The organism is Rhodococcus sp. ARC_M12 (genome assembly GCF_022810385.1).
Classification (GTDB): Bacteria; Actinomycetota; Actinomycetes; order Mycobacteriales; family Mycobacteriaceae; genus Rhodococcoides; species Rhodococcoides navarretei.
In genome coordinates this window covers 157,827-179,234 of the sequence record NZ_JALGQI010000011.1, presented here as the reverse complement: position 1 = coordinate 179,234, position 21,408 = coordinate 157,827, and the positions used below count along the sequence as shown (strand labels likewise).

General features: G+C 64.9%; 14 protein-coding genes. 10 read left to right on the top strand and 4 right to left on the bottom strand.

Annotated features, from left to right (window positions below; translation table 11 throughout):
- Window positions 1-40: 40 nt before the first annotated feature.
- Together MTX35_RS15875 and MTX35_RS15870 are read right to left on the bottom strand one after the other, a co-directional pair.
- Complete coding sequence (locus tag MTX35_RS15875) at window positions 41-1,069, bottom strand: TerC family protein (RefSeq protein WP_243595900.1); 1,029 nt, start codon at window positions 1,067-1,069, stop codon at window positions 41-43.
- A 174-nt stretch (window positions 1,070-1,243) separates the two neighbouring features.
- Complete coding sequence (locus MTX35_RS15870) at window positions 1,244-1,762, bottom strand: GtrA family protein (RefSeq protein WP_374230308.1); 519 nt, start codon at window positions 1,760-1,762, stop codon at window positions 1,244-1,246.
- Window positions 1,763-1,809: 47 nt separating this feature from the next.
- Between MTX35_RS15870 and MTX35_RS15865 the strand changes: the two genes are divergently transcribed.
- From MTX35_RS15865 to MTX35_RS15855, 3 genes are read left to right on the top strand one after another with little or no spacing between them, the layout of a single operon-like run.
- On the top strand, window positions 1,810-3,261 hold the full coding sequence (locus tag MTX35_RS15865) for an FAD-binding oxidoreductase (RefSeq protein WP_243595899.1): 1,452 nt from the start codon (window positions 1,810-1,812) through the stop codon (window positions 3,259-3,261).
- The gene (locus MTX35_RS15860; RefSeq protein ID WP_121871831.1) at window positions 3,258-4,022 is read left to right on the top strand and encodes a decaprenylphospho-beta-D-erythro-pentofuranosid-2-ulose 2-reductase; all 765 of its coding nucleotides are present in this window, start codon (window positions 3,258-3,260) and stop codon (window positions 4,020-4,022) included. Before MTX35_RS15865 ends, MTX35_RS15860 begins: the two co-directional genes overlap by 4 nt.
- 5 nt (window positions 4,023-4,027) lie before the next feature.
- Window positions 4,028-5,917, top strand: a complete 1,890-nt coding sequence (locus MTX35_RS15855) for a galactan 5-O-arabinofuranosyltransferase (RefSeq protein WP_243595898.1) — start codon at window positions 4,028-4,030, stop codon at window positions 5,915-5,917.
- Between the two features lie 11 nt (window positions 5,918-5,928).
- Here MTX35_RS15855 and MTX35_RS15850 read toward each other — a convergent pair whose 3' ends face one another.
- Window positions 5,929-6,939 (bottom strand): AraC family transcriptional regulator, encoded by a 1,011-nt coding sequence (locus MTX35_RS15850; protein WP_243595897.1) that lies wholly within the window; start codon window positions 6,937-6,939, stop codon window positions 5,929-5,931.
- Between the two features lie 97 nt (window positions 6,940-7,036).
- Between MTX35_RS15850 and MTX35_RS15845 the strand changes: the two genes are divergently transcribed.
- From MTX35_RS15845 to MTX35_RS15815, 7 genes are all read left to right on the top strand, one after another.
- The gene (locus MTX35_RS15845) at window positions 7,037-7,357 is read left to right on the top strand and encodes a 2Fe-2S iron-sulfur cluster-binding protein (protein ID WP_243595896.1); all 321 of its coding nucleotides are present in this window, start codon (window positions 7,037-7,039) and stop codon (window positions 7,355-7,357) included.
- 23 nt (window positions 7,358-7,380) lie between these two features.
- Entirely contained in the window at window positions 7,381-8,769 is a 1,389-nt protein-coding gene (locus MTX35_RS15840; RefSeq protein ID WP_243595895.1) for a cytochrome P450, read from the top strand.
- On the top strand, window positions 8,770-9,960 hold the full coding sequence (locus tag MTX35_RS15835; protein ID WP_243595894.1) for an FAD-dependent oxidoreductase: 1,191 nt from the start codon (window positions 8,770-8,772) through the stop codon (window positions 9,958-9,960).
- 105 nt (window positions 9,961-10,065) lie between these two features.
- Window positions 10,066-11,835, top strand: a complete 1,770-nt coding sequence (locus MTX35_RS15830) for a YfhO family protein (RefSeq protein ID WP_243595893.1) — start codon at window positions 10,066-10,068, stop codon at window positions 11,833-11,835.
- Window positions 11,813-15,016 carry an arabinosyltransferase domain-containing protein gene (locus MTX35_RS15825; RefSeq protein ID WP_374230307.1) on the top strand — a complete coding sequence of 1,068 codons (3,204 nt, stop codon included), beginning with the start codon at window positions 11,813-11,815 and terminating at the stop codon, window positions 15,014-15,016. Before MTX35_RS15830 ends, MTX35_RS15825 begins: the two co-directional genes overlap by 23 nt.
- 76 nt (window positions 15,017-15,092) lie before the next feature.
- The gene (locus tag MTX35_RS15820; RefSeq protein ID WP_374230306.1) at window positions 15,093-18,410 is read left to right on the top strand and encodes an arabinosyltransferase domain-containing protein; all 3,318 of its coding nucleotides are present in this window, start codon (window positions 15,093-15,095) and stop codon (window positions 18,408-18,410) included.
- 327 nt (window positions 18,411-18,737) lie between these two features.
- A complete protein-coding gene (locus MTX35_RS15815) occupies window positions 18,738-19,700 on the top strand; it encodes a hypothetical protein (RefSeq protein ID WP_243595891.1) in 963 nt (320 codons plus the stop codon).
- A 162-nt stretch (window positions 19,701-19,862) separates the two neighbouring features.
- Here MTX35_RS15815 and MTX35_RS15810 read toward each other — a convergent pair whose 3' ends face one another.
- Complete coding sequence (locus MTX35_RS15810; protein ID WP_243595890.1) at window positions 19,863-21,407, bottom strand: acyl-CoA carboxylase subunit beta; 1,545 nt, start codon at window positions 21,405-21,407, stop codon at window positions 19,863-19,865.
- Between the last annotated feature and the right edge of the window lies 1 nt (window position 21,408).

The following is a 21,408-nucleotide window of genomic DNA, read 5'->3' as shown; positions in this document are numbered from 1 at the left end:
CCGGCGTCGCCCCAACACCCGATGCTGTGCGCTGCGAAGGCTACGAACGATCTGTCCGTCGACCGCGCCTGCTCCACAAGGGTTGAGCCGCAACAAGTTCAGCATCTGTTGCCGTCCGGAACGGCGACACCGGCCGGTCGACCTGCGGGTGCGCATCCTGCCCTCGGGTGGCTCGCAAACTGAGTATCACGGAGACCGCGAGAATCGACGAGATGACACCGAGCGAGACGGCGGTGGGGATGTAGAACACGTCGACCTTGAGTGCCATCTTGATGCCGACCCAAATCAGGACCAACGCCAATCCCACCTTCAGGTACACGAACCGGTGCATCAGGTCCGCGAGCAGAAAGTACATCGCGCGCAGTCCGAGAATGGCGAATGCGTTGGCGGTGAACACCAGGAAGGGGATGTCGGTGACGGCGAAGATCGCCGGGATGGAATCGACAGCGAAGACGATGTCGGTGACCTCGACGAGGACCAGCACCGCCAGCAGCGGAGTGGCCAACGCGACGCCCCTGATGCGCACCACGAATTTCTGCCCGTAGAACGCGTCGGTCATGGGAACGTAGCGACGAAACAGCCGCAGCGTTCGAGACTGTTCGGGATCGAGGTGCTCGTTGCGTTGACGCACCATGCGGTAGCCGGTGAAGATCAAGAACGCAGCGAAGAGGTAGAGCACCGCGCTGAAGCTGGCGATGAGGGCAGATCCCCCGGCTATGAAGATGCCGCGAAAGACCAGAGCACCGAGTACACCGAAGAACAGGACGCGGTGTTGCAACTCTCTCGGCACCGCGAAATACGTGAAGATGATGGCCCACACGAACACGTTGTCGACCGCCAGCGACTTCTCGATCAAGTAGCCGGCGAAGTATTGCTGGCCGAACTCTGCACCGGCAGTGGCCCAGATCAGTACTCCGAAACCGACGCCGAAGGCGACCCAGATACCTGACCAGACGGCCGCTTCGCGCACTCCGATGACGTGTGCTCGCCGATGAGCGAACAAATCGACCGCGAGCATGGCGACGATGAAGCCGAGTACTGCCACCCAAGCCCAGAATGGAACGGACATGACAACCTCCAGTTCTGTGAACTGGAGGTCTCTCCCGCCCGACGCGGGCCGCTCGCCGGGCCCGGATTGCCGGGCCGTGGTGACGACGAAGCTGCTGGGGGATACTCCCCTCCTGGGGCCATATTGAACCAGGACCTCGGCCCGGGATCAAGGATCCTTAGCGCACCACAATATTTACCGAATCTTGAAGATCACGAACCGCTGAACGAGGAAGTTGATGACCGTCGCCGTGCCCTGCGCGATGACGAAGGCCACGTTGGCGTACCAGAAGCCGTCGGGAAGGGCCTGGTAGAGCCAGGTGTAGATGCCGACCTGGACGGCGAAGGTGACTCCGTACAGCGCGACGACAGCGAGGAACCGGGCACGCGACGGTGCCGCATTGAACGTCCACCGGCGGTTGATCAGGTACGCCGTTGTGGTGCCGAGCACAAAGCCGATCGCCTTGGCCAACGTCACCCCGACGCCGAACACGAAGTGCAGGATCAGGTTGACGCCCTGATCGACGATGGCCGACAACACACCCGTCGCCAAGAAACGCAGCACCTGCGTCTTGAGATCGAGGGCCGCGTCGGCGATGTTCTCGGTCAGCGGCAGCTCGACGGGTAGCGGGACGTGATGCTGCAACTCGTCGTCCTCGGGCGACCAGTCGTCGTCCGTCGAGCCTTCTTCTGCGGAGCGGTCGGGGGTGGACACGAGGACTGACACTAGCCGCTACCGCAATGCGGGTACCCTCTTGAGCGATGTCCACGACAGCCGACGACGCACTCTTCCCCCTGGAACCACAGGCCGGGAACACTGCGCCGCTACCCACGCAGACCCGCACACTCACCGGTTGGGGCCGCACTGCGCCCTCCACTGGAGAGGTGCTCTCGACCTCCGACCCCGAGCTCATCGCGAACGCGGTCAAGCAGGTCGCCGAGCAGAACGACTCCAAGCCGGCCCACCTCCGACGCGGCGTCATCGCCCGCGGCCTCGGCCGCTCCTACGGTGACAATGCGCAGAACTCCGGCGGCCTGGTCATCGACATGAATGCCTTGAACGGCATTCACAGCATCGACGCGTCGACGCGGATCGTCGACGTCGACGGCGGCGTCAACCTCGACCAGCTGATGCGAGCGGCGCTGCCGTTCGGTCTGTGGGTACCGGTGTTGCCGGGTACTCGTCAGGTCACCATCGGTGGTGCCATCGGCACGGACATCCACGGCAAGAACCATCACAGCGCGGGTAGCTTCGGCAACCACGTCCGGTCGATGGAACTGCTCACCGCGGACGGTCAGATCCGCCACCTGACGCCGTCGGGCAAGAACGCCAAGCTCTTCTGGGCGACGGTCGGCGGCAACGGCCTGACCGGCATCATCCTGCGCGCGACCATCGAGATGACGCCGACCGAGACGGCGTACTTCATCGCCGACGGTGACGTCACCAGCACCCTCGACGAGACCATCGCCCTGCACAGCGACGGCAGCGAGAACAACTACGCCTACTCGAGTGCCTGGTTCGACGCGGTCGCCCCGCCGCCCAAGCTCGGCCGCGCAGCCCTCTCCCGTGGATCGCTTGCAACGCTGGACCAGCTGCCCGCCAAACTTCAGAAGGACCCGCTGCGGTTCAACGCCAAACCGCTGGTGACGTTTCCGGACGTCTTCCCCAACGGCCTGGCCAACAAGTACACGTTCTCTGCCGTCGGCGAGGTCTGGTACCGCAAGGCAGGCGACTACCGGAACAAGGTTCAGTCCCTGACGGCGTTCTATCACCCACTGGACATGTTCGGCGAATGGAACCGCGCCTACGGCTCCAAGGGATTCCTGCAGTACCAGTTCGTTGTGCCACCGGAGGCCATCGACGAGTTCAAGAAGATCATCGTCGACATCCAGAAGTCCGGGCACTACTCGTTCCTCAACGTGTTCAAGCTGTTCGGACCCGGAAACAAAGCGCCACTGAGCTTTCCGATTCCCGGATGGAACATCTGCGTCGACTTCCCGATCAAGCCGGGCTTGAACGAATTCGTCCGTGAACTCGACAAGCGGGTGCTCGAATTCGGTGGTCGTCTCTACACCGCGAAGGACTCGCGCACCGACGCCGAGACCTTCCACTCGATGTACCCGCGGATCGACGAATGGATCAAGGTTCGTCGATCCGTTGACCCCACAGGCGTTTTCGCCTCCGATATGGCAAGAAGGTTGGAACTGCTGTGACGATAGATGCCGTCGGTAACCCCCAGACGATTCTGGTTCTGGGTGGCACCAGCGAGATCGGTCTCGCGATCACCGAGGAGTACCTGTCGAAGTCTCCGGCACGTGTCATCCTCGCTGCGCTGCCGAACGATCCGCTGCGCGAAAGCGCCGTCGCACAGCTGACGGCCAAGGGCGCGAAGGCCGTCGACGTCATCGACTTCGATGCACTCGACACCGCCTCGCACCCGAAAGTCATCGACGCGGCGTGGGCCAAGGGTGATGTCGACGTCGCCATCGTGGCTTTCGCCGTCGACTTCGATGCCGAGCAGCTCTGGCAGGACCAGCGCAAGGCCGTCCTCGCCGCGAACATCAACTACACCGCCTCCGTCTCGGTCGGCGTACTGCTGGGCGAGAAGATGAAGGCGCAGGCCTACGGCCGCATCATCGTCATGTCCTCGGTGGCAGGCGAGCGGGTACGTCGCTCCAACTTCGTGTACGGCTCCACCAAGGCCGGACTCGACGGGTTCTACCTCGGACTCGGAGAAGCGTTGCGCGAGTTCGGACCTCGGGTCACCGTCGTTCGCCCGGGCATGGTGCGCACCAAGTTCAGCGCGCACGTCAAGGAAGCCCCGATGACGGTCGACAAGGAGGTCATCGCGAAGCTCGCGGTGAACGCGTCACGCAAGGGCACTCCCCTCATCTGGACTCCTGCGCCGTGGCGTCTGGTGATGATGGTGCTGCGGCACGTACCGCGGCCGATCTTCCGCAAGCTGCCCATCTGATTTCGATGACAATCGGGGTTGCACCGGCTCGAAGAACCGCCTCTGCCGTCGGCGAGATCGCTGCCGGTGTTCTTGTCGCCGTCGTGGTGGCGACGGTCGGGTTGTACGCCTTCTCACTGGTTCAGTGGCCTGCGTTCAACTCGTCCAACGTCACCCGCGCCATCACGACGCTCGGGCAGGTGGTTGCCGCAGCACTGTTCGCCGCGGCGATCTACCTGTACCGGATTCACAAGTGGCCGTGGATCGCTCGGCTCGCAGCGTGGATCGGGCTGAGCGGATTCGTCACCGTCACCCTCGGGATGCCGCTGGCTGCAACCAAGCTCTACCTGTTCGGCATCTCGGTCGACCAGGAGTTTCGAACCGAATACCTGACACGGCTGACGGATTCGGCGTCGTTGCGCGACATGACGTACGCAGACATTCCGCCGTTCTACCCGGCCGGCTGGTTCTGGCTCGGGGGACGCGTCGGCAACCTGCTGGGCATGGACGGCTGGGAAGTGTTCAAGCCCTACGCAATCGGGCTGCTCGCCGTCACCGCTGTCGCGTCGTTCGTGCTGTGGAAGGCCCTGATCCGAGCAGACTGGGCCGTCGCCGTCAGCGCCGTCACCACCGCACTCGTCGTCGCCCACGCTTCCCCCGAGGCATACAGCGCCGTGATCGTGATGCTCTTCGCTCCCGCGCTCGTCCTCGCCTGGGGAGCGCTGCACCGCACCTCATCGGGTGGGTGGGGAGCGGTGGTCGGGACCGGGCTCTTCCTCGGCCTGGCCGCGACGTTCTACACCCTGTACCTCGGTCTGGCGGCGTTCACCGTCGTACTCATGGCGCTGTTCGCCGCCGTCCTCGCCTATCGCGAGCGGAAGTCCTGGAACGTACTGGTTCCCATCGCGATCAAGGTCGCCGCGATCGCCGCGATCTCGGGCCTTATCGCCGCGACCGTGTGGCTGCCGTACCTGGTCGAATTCCTGCGCGGCGCGCCGAGCACATCGGGTACTGCCTTGCACTACCTACCGGAAGCCGGTGCGACACTTCCGTTCCCGATGTTCGAGTTCTCCCTGATGGGCGTACTGTGCCTCATCGGCACGGTGTGGGTGGCGGTTCGGTTCTCGTCCTCGCGCCGAGCGCAGGCACTCGGCGTCGGCGTCGTCTCCATCTACCTGTGGACGCTGCTCTCCATGGCCGCCACGGCTGCTGGCACCACGTTGCTCTCGTTCCGTCTCGAAGCCGTGCTGATCGTGTTGCTGGGAAGCGCAGGCGTTTTCGGCTTCCTCGAAGGCAGCCACGCGATCTATCAAGCCATCAACGAGCCACCGAAGTTCCGTATCGCCGCTGTCGTCGTAGCGGCCATCGGTGCCATGACCTACGCGCAGAACATCCCCCAGGTATTGCAGACCGAGATCACCGTCGCTTACTCCGACACCGACGGCGACGGCAACCGCGCCGACATGCGCCCACCGAGCGCGGTCTCGTACTACCGCGAGGTCGACGCCGCCCTGACCGAGCAAACCCAGCGTCCGCGCGACGAGACCGTCGTACTGACCGCGGACACGTCGTTCCTCAGCTACTACCCGTACTTCGGCTTTCAAGGACTGACCTCGCACTACGCCAACCCACTGGCGCAGTTCGATCAGCGAGCCGACGCCATCGAGCAGTGGACCGAACTCGAGACACCCGATCAGTTGATCGACGCGCTCGACAACAGCCAGTGGCGTGCGCCCGACGCCTTCCTGTTCCGCCGCGGCGCGGACGGCTACACGTTGAGACTGGCCGAGGACGTCTACCCCAACGATCCGAACGTGCGCCGCTACACCGTCACCTTCCCCGATTCACTGTTCGAGGACCCACGCTTCACCGTGACCGATATCGGCCCCTTCGCTCTGGTGGTGCGCACGAGTTGACCGCGAACGCACTACCTCGGTGATGCGGTGTGAGATCGAAATTCCCTCGGTGAGCGTCCGGTCCATCGTGTGAAGGCATGCGAGAAACTGGCGACGTCGCTGTAGCCGAGTTCGGCGGCGATCTCCCCTACCGTCACCGAACTGTCGAGCAGACGCACGGTCGCGCGCTCCTGAAGGAACGCCTGGCGCACCGCACGGAACGTGGTTCCCTCGTTGCCGAGCTTCCGTTTGAGGGAACTGGTCGAGATGGCCATTCTCCGTGCACAGTGCGCACTGTTCGTGCAGTCGCGGTCGGTGTCGAACAGCGCGCGCACGGTGTCCGTGTACGACTTCGCGCGACGGCCGTCGACAGCCTTCTTCAGTTCCGCGATCCCGAGTTGATACGACACCGAATCGGAGAACCGGCATGCCTCGGCGAGGATGGCCGCAGGCACGAAGACGAACGGTGACGGCGCATCGAACACTATCCGCCGGATCTCGTCGTCGTCGAGCGTATCCCGCACCGGCGTCGGGATATCGAGGTGAAGTTCGACCGCGTGCGCGGAGCCGGCGAGCATGCCGATCAAACGGAGAAGGCACGAACCGGCGTACGCGACAGCAATGCTGTCGAGCCCGTCGTCCCCCGTGCGACCCGCGAGTCCGATGGTCAACCCTCGATCGGTGTGGTGGATGTGCACGGCGAGAGCCGTGGAGATCAGAGGTAGGAACTCCAGCAACTCGACCATCTCTGCCACCGATCCGGCACTGATCAGCGGAAGGCTGAGACGGCCGAACGACGTGGGCTGCACGTATCGCGCGAACGTCGCGCCGAGCCGGAACCCCAGTTGGCGGTCGAGTTCCGGGTACACCTCCCGAAACCACCGCAGCGGCACCTGGCCGTCGCGGGTGATCAGCTCCGTCATGCTGACGCCGTCACGCACCAAGATGCGTCGGAACGCCGCCTCGGCCCGCTCGCCCAGCGCGCCGCTACCGAGCAGCTGCGCGAAGGCGAGCGGGGGCACTCCGGACTCCTCGACTCCCACGTGAGCCAAATTAACAACAAATCGACGCGTTCGAGCCTGGTTCGGAAAGCCCGTCACAGAGAGACTTGGAACACAGTTACTCAGCGAGGAGAACACCATGGCCGACGTCACCTTTGTCACGCACGACGGCGAGAAGCACGAGGCACCGCTGACCGAGGGCACATCCCTCATGCAGATTGCCGTCGACAACAACATCCCGGGTATCGACGGGGACTGCGGCGGCGAAGCAGCCTGCGGAACCTGTCACGTTGTTGTCGACGAGGCATGGAGCGACGTCGTCGGCACCAACGACGAGGTCGAGGAAGACATGCTCGCCATGAACCCCGAGCGTGAACCGACATCTCGGCTGTCGTGCCAGATGACGGCGCGCGAATCCTGGGACGGCTTGACGGTCCGCGTTCCCGAATTCCAGATCTGACCTGCGCACCGGAGGAGAGAACAATGAGTATCGCCGACACCGTCGCGACCACCGCGAGATCCATCATCCCGATGGAACTGCAGATCCGCGGCGCGCACCTCTACGACAAGACGCGCCGGATCGTGACCCGCACCGACGGCCAGGTCATGTTCACCGAGACCCCCATACCGCCGGTCGACGACGTCGATCTCGCCGATATCGACCTGAGCAACCCGTTTCTGTACCGCCAGGGGCTCTGGAAGTCGTACTTCGAGCGGGTCCGCAACGAAGCGCCGGTGCACTACCAGCCGAACAGCCCGTTCGGGCCTTTCTGGTCCGTCACCCGGCATGCGGACATCATCGCTGTCGACAAGAACCACAAGGTGTTCTCGGCGGAGCCGTTCATCATCATCGGCAAGCCCCCGCGCTTCATGGATATCGCCATGTTCATCGCGATGGACCCCCCGCGTCACGACTCTCAGCGTGCCGCGGTCCAAGGGGTGGTGGCCCCGAAGAACCTCCGCGAGATGGAGGACCTGATCCGGTCCCGGGTTCAGGAAGTCCTCGACGACCTTCCCGTGAACCAGCCGTTCGACTGGGTTCGCACGGTGTCCGTCGAACTCACGGCGCGGATGCTGGCGACGTTGCTCGATTTCCCGTACGAGCAGCGACACAAGCTCGTGGAGTGGTCGGACCTGGCGACGGCAATGGAACAGACCAACGGTGGCCCCTCGGACAACGACGAGGTATTCGGTGCCATGGTCGACGCGGCCAAGGGGCTGAGCGCTCTCTGGCACGACAAGGCCGCTCGGAAAGCAGCAGGAGAAGAGCCCGGCTTCGACCTGATCTCGTTGCTGCAAGCCAACGACGACACGAAGGACCTCATCGACCGGCCGCTGGAGTTCCTGGGAAATCTCACCCTGCTCATCGTCGGCGGCAACGACACCACACGTAACTCGATGAGCGGTGGAGTGTTGGCGCTCAACGAGTTTCCCGATCAGTTCGAGAAGCTGAAGGCGAATCCCGATCTCGTACCCGGCATGGTGTCCGAGATCATCCGCTGGCAGACCCCGCTGGCCTACATGCGCAGGATCGCGAAGGAAGACACGATCCTGAACGGCCAGTTCATCCGCAAGGGCGACAAGGTGGTCATGTGGTATGCCTCCGGCAATCGCGACGAGCGCGTCTTCGATCGGCCGGACGACTTCGTCATCGACCGCAAGAACGCACGCAACCACATCGCGTTCGGGTTCGGCGTGCACCGGTGCATGGGCAACAGGCTCGCCGAGATGCAACTCCGAATCCTGTGGGAAGAACTACTGGTTCGCTTCGAGAACATCGAGGTGGTCGGGAAGCCCGAGTACGTGCAGTCGAACTTCGTGAGAGGCATATCCAAGATGATGGTCACCCTCACCCCGAAGCAGCAGGCTTAAGTGAGCGCCGAGCGCGCAGTGATCGTCGGCGCCAGCCACGCCGGCGCTCAGCTCGCCGCACATCTGCGACGCGAGAAGTGGGCGGGGGACATAGTTCTCATCGGTGACGAGGGGACATTGCCCTACCAGCGGCCTCCCTTGTCGAAGGCGTATCTGGCCGGCACCTCGACCCTAGAGGCCATGGCCATCCGCGGAGCGGATTTCTACGACAAACAGAACATCGAGCTGGTCGATGGTTCGGTGACCAGCATCGATCGGGAGGCTCGCACGGTCACATTCGATACCGGAGTCACGCAGTCGTACAGCAAGCTCGCCCTGTGCACCGGCGCGCGAACTCGCCGATTGACAACTCCCGGAGCAGATTTGGCGGGCATTCACTACCTGCGCACCGCCGCCGACTCCGCATCGCTACGCTCGGCCGCGACGCCGGGCACACGGGTAGTCGTCGTCGGTGGCGGTTACATCGGTTTGGAAACCGCAGCGTCCCTCCGGGCATCGGGTCTCGACGTCACCGTCGTCGAGGCTGCGGAGCGAGTTCTCGAACGCGTCACCGCACCGGTGGTCTCGGAGTTCTTCACCCGAATCCACCGCGAGGCGGGCGTAGACATTCGAACGCAGGCCCTCGTGGAGGAGTTCCGCGGAGACAGCCATGTGCGCGAGGTCGTGCTGGCCGGCGGAGACACGCTACCGGCAGATCTGGTCGTCATCGGAGTGGGCATCGTGCCCAACACCGAACTCGCCGAAACAGCAGGAATCACCGTCGAGAACGGCATCGTCATCGACGATCGGGCACGCACCAACGATCCCGACATCGTCGCCGCCGGTGACTGCGCCGCCTACGACGTTCCACGCTACTCCCGACGCGCTCGCCTCGAATGCGTCTCCGCCGCAATCGAACACGCGAAGGTGGCGGCATCGACCATGACCGGAGGGTCCGCCACCATCACCGCGCTTCCGTGGTTCTGGTCCGACCAGTACGACCTCAAGCTTCAGATCGCCGGACTGGGCACCGGATACGACGAGGTCGTCATCGACGGCGACCCGGAGCGCGATCGCGACTTCACCTGCTACTACCTCCGCAGCAGCGAACTCATCGCCGCAGACTGCATCAACCGCCCGCGCGATTTCATGAACAGCAAGAAGAAAATCGCCGAGCATTCCACAATCGAACGCGCGGAATTGATCGGATAGGTTGTATGTCTGCCCGCTCGCACTGCCGGGAGCCGGCGATCCTCACCGTGTGACCCAGGTCGTTCGAGTTTTCGCCCATCGTGATCTTTCTGTAACCTCGACGCGATGACCACCCACGACCAGAGCGTTCTCGAGCGGCAGCCGACTACGGCACCGGCTCGACACTCCGGCGTCGGACGTGGTGACGTCGTTGCGGCCGTCGGATTTCTGATCGCCGCCCTGTACGTCCTGCAGGGTCAATGGCGCAATCTGGGTGGCGGCTACCTCTACAACAGCGGCCAGGACCAGACGATGTGGGAGTGGTTCTTCTCCGTCGCCGCGCATTCGGTTGCTTCACTGGACAACCCGCTGTGGAGCGACCTGCAGAACTACCCGCTCGGGGTGAATCTGATGGCGAACACGGCGATGTTCGGTATCTCCATCCCGCTTGCCCCGATCACGTTGCTCTTCGGACCCACCGTGACCTGGGCGATTGCCCTCACCGTCGGCCTGGCCGGCACCGCGTTCGCGTGGTACTGGCTGTTCTCTCGTCAGCTCAACGCGTCCAAGGGTGCCGCTGCCATGGGCGGTGCGTTGTGCGGCTTCGCACCCGGCGCAATCTCCCACGCCAACGGCCACCCCAATTTCGTGGTTCTGTTCCTGCTTCCGGTCATCGCGATGCTGGTCACGCGCATCGCGCACGGCGGCGGAACCACCAAGAACACCGTCGGACTGGGCCTGATCGTCGCGCTGCAGATCCTGCTCGGTGAAGAACCCCTGCTGATCTTCGCGATGTCGTTCGCCATTTTCGCCGTCGTCTACTACCTGTCGCGCCCGCGTTCGCTGTGGCCCGCCGTCCGCAACGCCGTTCCCCGACTTGCGGTGTCGGCCGGTATCGCGTTGACGCTCGTCGCATTTCCGCTGTGGTGGCAGTTCTTCGGCCCGCAGTCGTACTCGTTCCTCGAACACGGACCGATGGGCAACGACGCCAAGGCCCTGTTCCAATTCCCGACGCAATCCCTGGGCGGCGAGGCGACGCCGGGGCAGAACGTCCGCATCAACGCCACCGAGGAGAACGCGTACTTCGGTTGGCCGCTGCTGGTGCTGTGCCTCGTGGCAGCGGTGTGGATGTGGCGCGTCGCGTGCGCCCGCGCTGCCGCCGCGACCGCGATCGTCATGAGCGTGCTCTCGCTCGGTGCAACGCTGGTGATCGGCAAGGACGACACCGGCATCACGCTGCCGTGGACGAAGCTCGCCGAGTACCCACTCGTCGAATCCGTGCTCGAGACCCGCTTCGCGTTGGGCGCGGTGCCCGCCCTGGCCCTGCTGCTCGTTCTGGCCACCGACCGCACCGTTCGCAACGGACTTCGCCCGCTGCCTGCGTTCTGGATCGCCGGACTCGCACTCGCCCTCGTGCCACTGATCCCGACGCCGCTTCTTGCCGTCGACAAGACCCCGACCCCGCAGTTCTTCGCCGACGGTGACTGGCAGAACTACGTCGACGACGGTTCCGTCGTCACCGTTCCCCTGCCACGGCCCGAGGATGCGCGTCCGCTGCGCTGGCAGATGGACGCCGACATGGGCTTCAGGCTCGCCGCCGGATACTTCGTCGGACCGAGCGACAAAGAAGACAAGGTCGCCAAGTACGGGGCCGTCGACCGTCCGACGGCGTTGCTGCTCGGCTCGGTCTACGACTCGGGCAACGTCCCCGAGATCACCACGGATCAGCGCAGTCAGGCTGCGCAGGACATGGCCTTCTGGGAGGCCGACGTCGTGGTGCTGCCGCCGAGCGAGAACACCATAGCCCTGCGCACCACCGTCACCGATCTCCTCGGCGTGCAGCCGAGCTACACCGGCGGCGTGTGGGTGTGGGATGTGCGGACGCTCGTCCCATAGCATCGTCGGCGTGCCCGAGACCGCTCCGAACATCGTGACCGCCCGACTGGTAGCGATCGTCACCGGCATCATCGGTGCGATTTTGGCCATCGCGACTCCCCTGCTGCCGGTTCAGCAGGACGTCGCAACCCTGTCGTGGCCGCAGAGCTCGTTCGGCAGCGTCAACGCCCCGCTGGTGAGCTACTCGCCCGTCGACCTCGAGGCGAGCGTGCCGTGCAGCGCGGCCACTGCTCTCACCGACGGCGGCACGCTGATCTCCACCGCACCCATAGCAGCCTCGAAGACCGAGCAGAGGGCGCTGATCGTGCGGGTCGACGACGGCCGACTGCAGGTTCTGCTGCGTGATCGCGTCCTCGCCGAGGCTCCCGTGTCCGAGCTGTCCGAAAACTGCGCACTGACGGTGTCCTCGAACGCCACCAGCACGATCGTCGACCTCGACGGCGAGGCCAACACCGTGGACGGCGACGTCCGGCCGCAGGTCGTCGGCATCTACACCGACCTCACCGCTCCGGTCGACGGCCTGAACGTGCGCGCCGATATCGACTCGCGGTACTCCTCCAGCCCCACCACGTTCAAGTTGCTGGCCATGATCGTCGGCGCGCTCGCCGTCATCGCCTCCCTGTTCGCGCTCCATCGCCTCGACAGCATGGACGGTCGACGCCACCGCCGATTCCTCCCCTCCCGCTGGAAATCGATCACCGGCGTCGACGCCGTCGTGGTGGGTGTGTTGGTGCTGTGGCACTTCATCGGCGCGAACACCTCCGACGACGGCTACCTGCTCAACATGGCCCGCGTCTCCGAGAACGCCGGCTACATGGCCAACTACTTCCGCTGGTTCGGTGTCCCCGAAGCGCCGTTCGGCATGCCGTACTACGACATGCTCGCCGCCCTCGCCAAAGTCAGCACCGCCAGCATCTGGATGCGGCTGCCCGCCACCATCGCGGCGCTGCTGTGCTGGCTGGTGATCAGCCGCGAGGTCATCCCCCGCCTCGGCCGCGCGGTCGTGACCAACCGTGTCGCGCTGTGGACCGCCGGATTCGTGTTCCTCGCCTTCTGGCTGCCCTACGACAACGGCCTGCGCCCCGAGCCGGTCATCGCCCTCGGCGCACTCCTCACGTGGTGCTCGATCGAGCGCGCCATCGCCACCGGACGACTGCTGCCCGCCGCCGTCGGCACCCTGATCGCCGCGTTCTCGCTCGCCGCCGGACCCACCGGACTGATCGCCGTCGCCGCCCTGCTCGCCGGCCTGCGCCCACTGGTGATGATCGTGGTCAAGCGTGCTCGCCAGGTGGGACTGCTCGCCGTTCTCGCGCCGCTGGTCGCGTCGGGACTGGCGGTGCTGATCGCGATCTTCGCCGACCAGACTCTGAGCACCGTCCTCGAAGCGACGCGAGTGCGCTCGGCCATCGGACCGAACGTGCCGTGGTTCGAGGAACGCGTCCGCTGGGACGCGTTGATGACCATCTCGCCCGACGGCTCGCTCGCCCGACGATTCGGCATGTTCGCGATGCTGCTCTGCATCGTCGTGTGCATCGCGGTGATGCTCCGCAAGAACGGACGCATCCCTGGTACCGCCACGGGGCCGTCGCGTCGGATCCTCGGAATCATCCTGGGCGCACTGGCTCTGATGATGTTCACGCCCACCAAGTGGACCCACCACTTCGGTGTGTACGCCGGTCTCGCGGCGTCGTTGGCCGCGTTGGCTGCTGTGGCCGTGACCGCGGCGACCGTCCGATCTCCGCGCAACAGAACGCTGTTCACCGCCGCTGTCCTGTTCCTGACGGCCGTGGCATTCACCAGCTCCAACGGGTGGTGGTACGTCTCGAGCTACGGGATTCCGTGGTTCGACAAACCGCCGTCCGTTGCCGGAAAGGGCTTTTCGACGATCCTGCTCGGACTGACGGTGCTGACGCTGCTCTACGCCGCCTATCAGCACGTCCGATTGCCTTATCGCAGAAAAGAACCCACCACGCGTCGACGCTTCGCGCCGTCCGCGCTGACCATCGTCGCCGGCGGGGTCGTCGCATTCGAGGTGCTCTCGTTCGTCAAAGGCGCTGTGGCGCAGTACCCGGCGTACTCCATCGCTCGATCGAACTTCTCCGCCCTCGCCGGAAACTCGTGCGGACTCGCCGGTGACGTACAGGTGGAAACCGACGTCAACGGCTCGGTCCTGCAACCGATCGATCCCGCAGCCGACGCATTGGGTGCCGGTGGAAATACCGGATTCACCCCCGACGGTGTCGCCCGAGACCTGACCGCAGACTCCGAGGACACCGCGCAGGGCAGCGCCAACTCGATCCGCCCCGAGGACTCCGAACAGAGTGCGGCGGCCACCTCGTCGAACTCGGCGGGCACCTCCGGTGGAACCAACGAGAACGTCGGAATCAACGGCAGCGCGGTTGCTCTGCCGTTCGGACTCGATCCGAGCACCACGCCGGTACTCGGCAGCTTCGGGGCCACCGAGCCTGCATCCCTGACCTCCGGTTGGTACGTATTGCCGGGGGAAGGCGACCTGATCACCATCGCCGCCGCGGGCCGCATCCGATCGGTGGACAAGGACGGCATCGTCACCGAAGGTCAACGCGTCGAACTGGAATACGGACGCCGCGACGGCGGTGACGTGCTCGCGCTGGGACGGATCACCCCACTCGACATCGGTCCGTCGCCGTCGTGGCGCAACCTGCGGGTCCCGATGAACGACCTGCCTGCCGACGCGGACGTCGTACGTATCGTCGCCGAGGACAACGACCTGGCCGGCGATCAATGGCTCGCCGTCACCCCGCCGCGCGTGCCGAAGACACAGACGCTGAACTCGTTGGTCGGATCGACCGATCCGGTGTTGCTGGACTGGGCCGTCGGACTCGCGTTTCCGTGCCAGCGCCCGTTCGATCATCGCGACGGCGTCGCCGAGGTACCGGAGTACCGGATTCTGCCCGACCGCACCGGTGCCGAATCCACCAATGCCTGGCAGGACTCGATCGGCGGCGGCCCGCTCGGTTGGACCGAACTGCTGCTCGACGCGCAGACACTGCCGTCGTACCTAGCTGACGACTATGCCCGAGATTGGGGATCGATCGAGAGATACATGCCACTCGATCCTGACGCGACCACGGCCGAGATCGCCGTCGAGCAGCAGTCTCGGTCCGGATTGGCCAGCGACGGACCGATGAAAACCGACTGATCCCCTGGTTTCAGGATTATTCCCGGGGACGGTGCCTGTGTGACCTCTTCGTCACGCTCGCATAACATCGACTCTCGTGCCCGACGTCGTGACAGATTCATCAGCTGGTCCGCCCGTCCCCGCTCCACTGCGAGCCTCGGACGAACTTCGTGCTCAGGTACGAGTTCCCCGGCTGATCGCCATGGTCGCCGGCGTGCTCGGCGTACTGTTCGCGCTGATCACTCCGTTTGCACCCGTCACGCAGACCACCGCCACCATCGAATGGCCCCAGAACGGGCTGCTGCAGGACGTGGACGCCCCACTGGTGTCCCAGGCACCTCTGAGCCTGACTGCGACCCTCCCGTGCTCTGCCGTCGCCTCACTCCCCGCGTCGGGCGGGCTGTTGCTGGCGACTGCTCCCCCGCAGGGCGAAGGCGCGGCATTGAACAGTCTGTTCGTTCGCGTCGGCGAGGCGAACGTGGACGTTCTCGACCGAAACGTCGTCGTCGCGACGGCACCTCGCGCCGACGTCCAGAGCACCCGCTGCGCGGCCATCGAGATCACCTCGAACGACGAGTACACCTCGGCGGCCTTCACCGGACTCACCGACGACGACGGCCAGCCGATCCAGGGCAGGCTCGACGGCGACCTCCGTCCCCAGGTCGTCGGCATCTTCAGCGATCTCAGTGGCGCGGCTCCGGCCGACATGTCCGTCACCGTCGACGTCGACTCCCGCTTCTCGTCGTCGCCGACGCTGCTCAAGTCCTTGATCATGATCCTCGCGATCGCCTGCACCCTGCTGGCCATCGGCGCACTCGGTCGGCTCGACGGCACCGACGGTCGCGCGCACCGCCGCTTCTTCCCCTCCCACTGGTGGAAGTTCACCGGCGTCGACGTCACCGTTCTCGGTGTTCTGGTGGGCTGGCACTTCGTCGGTGCGAACACCTCCGACGACGGCTACCTGCTCACGATGGCCCGCGCCGCGGACCACTCCGGCTACATGGCCAACTACTTCCGCTGGTTCGGCGTACCCGAGGCCCCGTTCGGCTGGTACTACGACGTACTCGCAGTCTTCGCCAAGATCTCGACCGCCAGCCCGTGGATGCGACTGCCCGCCCTCATCGCAGGCGTCCTCTGCTGGATGGTGATCAGCCGTGAGGTGGTGCCACGCCTCGGACGCGCCGTCCGCAAATCCAACGTCGCCCTGTGGACCGGCGGACTGGTGTTCCTCGCGTTCTGGCTGCCGTACAACAACGGTCTGCGTCCCGAACCGATCGTCGCCCTCGGCGCATTGCTCACCTGGTGCTCGGTGGAACGCTCCATCGCCACCGGTCGACTGCTCCCCGCGGCCGCAGCATGTCTCATCGGAGCCTTCACCCTCGCCGCAGCGCCGACCGGATTGATGTGTGTGGCAGCACTTCTCGCCGGGGCCCGCCCCATCGCGCGCATCGTCGTCCGACGCCACCGCCAGGTCGGCACCCTCGCGATGCTCGCACCGCTGGCTGCAGCAGGCGTACTGGTACTCGTCGTCGTCTTCGCCGACCAGACGTACGCGACGGTCATCGAGTCCACCCGAGTCCGCACCATCATCGGCCCCAACGAGGCCTGGTACCAGGACTTCCTGCGCTACTACTACCTCTTCGTCCAGACCGTCGACGGCTCGGTCGCACGCCGCTTCGCGTTCCTGACGATGATCCTGTGCCTGTTCACGACACTGTTCGTGCTGCTTCGCCGCCGACGCATCCCCGGCATCTCGAACGGACCGGCCTGGCGACTCCTCGGCGTCGTCCTCGGCACCATCTTCTTCATGATGTTCAACCCCACCAAGTGGACTCACCACTTCGGTTCCTACGCCGGAATCGCCGGTGGCCTGGCCGCGCTGACGGCCGTCGCCGTCTCGGCCAGCGCCCTGCGCTCGCGACGCAACCGATCGCTGTTCGCAGCCGGGCTGATGTTCGTTCTCGCACTGTCGTTCTCGGGCATCAACGGCTACTGGTACGTCTCGAGCTACGGCGTGCCGTGGTTCGACAAGACGGTGTCGCTGAGCGGCAACGAATCGGGCACCCTGTTCCTCATCCTCTTCGGACTGGTCCTCGCCGTCGCCGCATTCCAGTACCTGCGCGAGGGATACGCTCCCCCACAACCGAAACCGACCTCCGCGCGCGGCAAGCGCATCCGTAAGTTCGCCGCCGCACCGCTGACCGTCATCGCCGGAATCATGGTGTTGTTCGAGGTGCTCTCGCTCGTCAAGGGAGCCGTCTCCCAGTACCCCGCCTACTCGCTGGCACGATCGAATGTGCAGTCCGTCCTGGGCAATTCGTGCGGACTGGCCAACGACGTGCTCGTCGAGTCCAACCCCAACGCAGGCATGCTGAGCCCACTGCCGGACGACTTCGACCCCGTCGCAGGACCCCTTGGCGGCGCGAGCTCCACCCTGCGCAACTTCACTGCCAACGGCGTGCCAAGCGACCTCAGCGCCGACGCCGTGGAAGTCAAACCAGGACAGGGCAACACAGACCAACAAGCCGTCGGACCCGCCTTCGAGGAAGGCCAGAGCTCCGGAACCGCTGGCGGCACCGGCGAAGTCGGCGTCAACGGCTCGTCCGCCGCCCTGCCCTTCGGACTCGACCCGGCCACCACACCGGTACTCGGCTCGTACCAGGAGGGCATCCAGGAGCCCGCGGAGGCGACGTCGAGCTGGTACCAACTACCCGCTCGTAGCGACGATGCTCCCCTGGTCGTCTTCTCCGCAGCCGGCCGCATCTGGTCCTACGACGACACCGGAGCACTCACCTACGGACAGTCCCTGCTGCTCGAATACGGCAAGCGTCAGCCCGACGGCAGCGTCCAGGCCCAGGGCACCTACCTGCCCCGCGACATCGGACCGGCACCCTCGTGGCGCAACCTCCGAATCCCGTTGGCGGACATCGCACCCGACGCCGACGCCGTCCGCATCGTCGCCAACGACCCCAACCTCACCGGTGACCAATGGCTCGCGTTCACCCCGCCACGGGTGCCGTTGATGGAGAATCTGAACACCATGATCGGCAGCGATCAACCCGTGCTGCTCGACTGGGCCGTCGGACTTCAGTTCCCGTGCCAGCGCCCCTTCGACCATCGAAACGGCGTCGCCGAGGTACCCGAATACCGCATCCTCCCCGACCGCCCACTCGCCGTCAGCTCCACCGACACCTGGCAATCCGGCGAGAACGGCGGCCCCCTCGGCTGGTCCGAACTGCTCGCCAAGCCCGTCACCGTCCCCACCTACCTCGAAAACGACTGGGCCAGGGACTGGGGTTCGTTGGAGCGCTACGAGCAGTACTACCCGAGCGCTGTGCCCGCTGAACTCCAGACCGCCGACGTCACCCGATCGGGTTTCTACCAAGACGGCCAATTGCGAGTATTCGAGGACTGATCGCCCGCCCGCCCCCCGCCCCGCGTCAATGGACCCTTGCACACGTCTCGACCGTGCAAGGGTCCATCCACGTCTCGGCCTGTAGTGGGTCAATGGACCGTTGCATACGTCTGAGCGCGTAGATGGTTCATTCACGCTGCCGGATGGCCACGCCCGCGGACGCTATCGGACTCCATCGGCCGCCCTTAGCATCCGAGTCCGACAGCGTCGTCCGGCTCGAGACTGGTCACAGCCAATCCATCCACAGACTCGCCGTCCATCCACAGACATCCTGAGACAGCGTCGAAACACGACGAACGTGTCGGTGTCGAATTCCACTCTTCGGGCATGAGAAGACGAATGTGGAACGCAGAATCATTGTTCGACCTGAGCTCGACCGGCGTCGTGACGCGACGGCAGCTTCGCGAGGCGGGCGTCAGCGACGCTGCGATCGACGGCAGGTGCGCAGCCGGCGGTCCGTGGCAGCGGTTGCTACCGGGAGTCGTACTGCTGCGCAACGGACATCCGTCGACGCTCGAGCGCTCGGCCGCGGCGCTCGCATACGGCGGAGCGACGAGCATGATCACCGGCTGCGTCGGACTCGATTCGTTCGGATACGGGACCAACGGATCCGCCGGGGAGGTTCATCTGCTGCTACCCGCGGAAATGCGTCGGGCATCGGTGTCATTCGTCCGAGCAGAGCGGACATGGCGGCTTCCCGAGTCGATCACCAAGGGCAGCATCCGAGTTGCTCCTCTGGTGCGATCACTGGTCGACGCCACGCGAGCCGCGAAATCCGAGGCACGGTGCGTCGCCCTGCTGACCGAGGTGCTCCAACGAGACGGCGTGACCATCGACGAGATCGCCGCCGAATTGGCCGAAGGGCCGCGCCGCTACAGCGCGCTCACCCGCCGTGTACTTCTCGAGTTGCGGGACAACGCGCACTCGGTGGCAGAACTCGAAGACCAACGCCTGTACAGAACCAGCGGACTGCCCGCGATGACACACAACTGCGACATCTACGCCCGCAGCGGAGAGTTCATCGCCAATACCGACGGGTGGATCGACACCGTGGCGCTGGCACGTGAAATCGATTCCGTGGCCCATCATCTGTCACCGGCCGACTACCAGCGGACCCAAGCCCGACGTAACCGAATGCAGGCCCACGGTCTGATCGTCGTATCCCATTCACCGCAAGACATCCGCGATCGGCCGACACAGGTGCTCGACGACTTACGGATGAACTACCAACATGCTCTCGCCAGACCTCGACCGGATGTCGTGATGCTTCCGCGCGAATCGACCGCGTGAATGGACCATCGGACACGTCTGACCGGTGCAGTGGTTCATCGACGCAGACGACGCCCGCACGTGAATGAACCATCGCATACGTCTGACCGGTGCAGTGGTCCATTGACGCGAACGGGAGCGAAGCGACCCCCGGAGGACGAAGGACCGCCGAACTTCAGTTCTCTAGATGGGGAGCAACGAGTGCTTACGCGGACTCTTGTGCACTTCCTTGTCCTTCAGAATGTGCAGGGCCTTGCGAATTTCGAGGCGGGTGCTCGACGGCTCGATGACCGCATCGATGTAGCCACGCTCGGCGGCGATCCAGGGTGTTGCGACATGCTCGTTGTAGAAGTTGATGAGCTGCTTGCGAAGCGCCGGAGCGTTCTCGCCCGCCTCGGCGAGTTGCTTGCGACTCATGATGTTGATGGCACCTTCGGCACCCATGACGGCGATTCGGGCGGTCGGCCAGGCGAGGTTGATGTCGGATCCGAGCTGCTTGGAGCCCATCACCGCGTATCCGCCACCGTAGGACTTGCGAATCACGACAGTCAGTTTCGGCACCGTGGCTTCGACGAACGAGAAGATGAAGCGGCCACCGCGATGGATGACGCCGAGGGTTTCCTGATCGACGCCGGGCAGGAAGCCGGGTGTGTCGACGAGAAAGATGATCGGGATGTTGTAGGCATCGCTGAGGCGGATGAACCGAGCGCATTTGTCCGCTGCCTTGGCGTCGAGTGCCCCGGACAGATGCATCGGCTGATTGCCGACGATTCCCACCGGCCGACCGTCGACGCGGGCGAAGCCGGTGATGACGTTCGGTGCCGTCTGGCCGGACAGTTCGTGGAATTCGCCGTCGTCGAAGATGCGCAGGATGATGTCGTGCATGTCGTAGCCGGCGTTGTCGGCGTCGGGCATGAACGAGTCGAGCTTGCGGTCGGATTCGGTGATCTCCGGCTCGAGCCCCGGGTTGATCACCGGTGCTTCTTCCTGGCAGCTCGAGGGCATGTAGCTCAGGTAGTTCCGGATCCAGTCGAATGCGGCCTTCTCGTCGGCAGCGACGTGGTGCACGTTGCCGTTGATGGCCTGGACGCGGGCACTGCCCAGTTCGTCGAGGCTGACGTCCTCACCGGTGACGGACTTGATGACGTCCGGTCCGGTGACGAACATGTACGCCTCTTCGGTGGCGACGACGATGTCGGTGTTGATCGGTGCGTACACCGCGCCACCGGCGCACTTACCGAGGATCAGCGAGATCTGCGGGCACAGGCCGGAGAGCGCCTCGTGGCGTCGGCCCAGTTCGGCGTACCACGCGAGGGAGGTGACGGCGTCCTGCACCCGAGCTCCGCCGGAGTCGTTGATGCCGACGACCGGGCAGCCCATCTTGATCGCGAAGTCCATGATGCCGGCGACCTTGCGGCCGAACATCTCGCCGACGGTGCCACCGAACACGGTCTGATCGTGCGAGAACACGGCGATCGGACGGCCGTCGACGGTTCCGTGGCCGGTGACGACACCGTCGCTGTACAGAGCACCGGGATCGTTCGGGGCCTTCACCAATGCGCCGATCTCGACGAAGCTGCCGGGATCGAGCAACGAATTGACGCGATCGCGAGCACTGGGAATGCCCTTCTTCGCACGCTTCGCTATCCCGATCTCGCCGGCCGGTTCCTTGGCCAGTTCGAGCCTCGCCCGTAGTTCGGCCAACTTCTCCGCAGTGGTGCCACTCAAG

Excerpts from the sequence above, each read along its gene's own strand:
- MTX35_RS15875 (WP_243595900.1), bottom strand. The coding sequence starts at position 1,069 with ATGTCCGTTCCATTCTGGGCTTGGGTGGCAGTACTCGGCTTCATCGTC.
- MTX35_RS15865 (WP_243595899.1), top strand. The coding sequence starts at position 1,810 with ATGTCCACGACAGCCGACGACGCACTCTTCCCCCTGGAACCACAGGCC.
- MTX35_RS15855 (WP_243595898.1), top strand. The coding sequence starts at position 4,028 with ATGACAATCGGGGTTGCACCGGCTCGAAGAACCGCCTCTGCCGTCGGC.
- MTX35_RS15845 (WP_243595896.1), top strand. The coding sequence starts at position 7,037 with ATGGCCGACGTCACCTTTGTCACGCACGACGGCGAGAAGCACGAGGCA.
- MTX35_RS15840 (WP_243595895.1), top strand. The coding sequence starts at position 7,381 with ATGAGTATCGCCGACACCGTCGCGACCACCGCGAGATCCATCATCCCG.
- MTX35_RS15830 (WP_243595893.1), top strand. The coding sequence starts at position 10,066 with ATGACCACCCACGACCAGAGCGTTCTCGAGCGGCAGCCGACTACGGCA.
- MTX35_RS15825 (WP_374230307.1), top strand. The coding sequence starts at position 11,813 with ATGTGCGGACGCTCGTCCCATAGCATCGTCGGCGTGCCCGAGACCGCT.
- MTX35_RS15815 (WP_243595891.1), top strand. The coding sequence starts at position 18,738 with ATGAGAAGACGAATGTGGAACGCAGAATCATTGTTCGACCTGAGCTCG.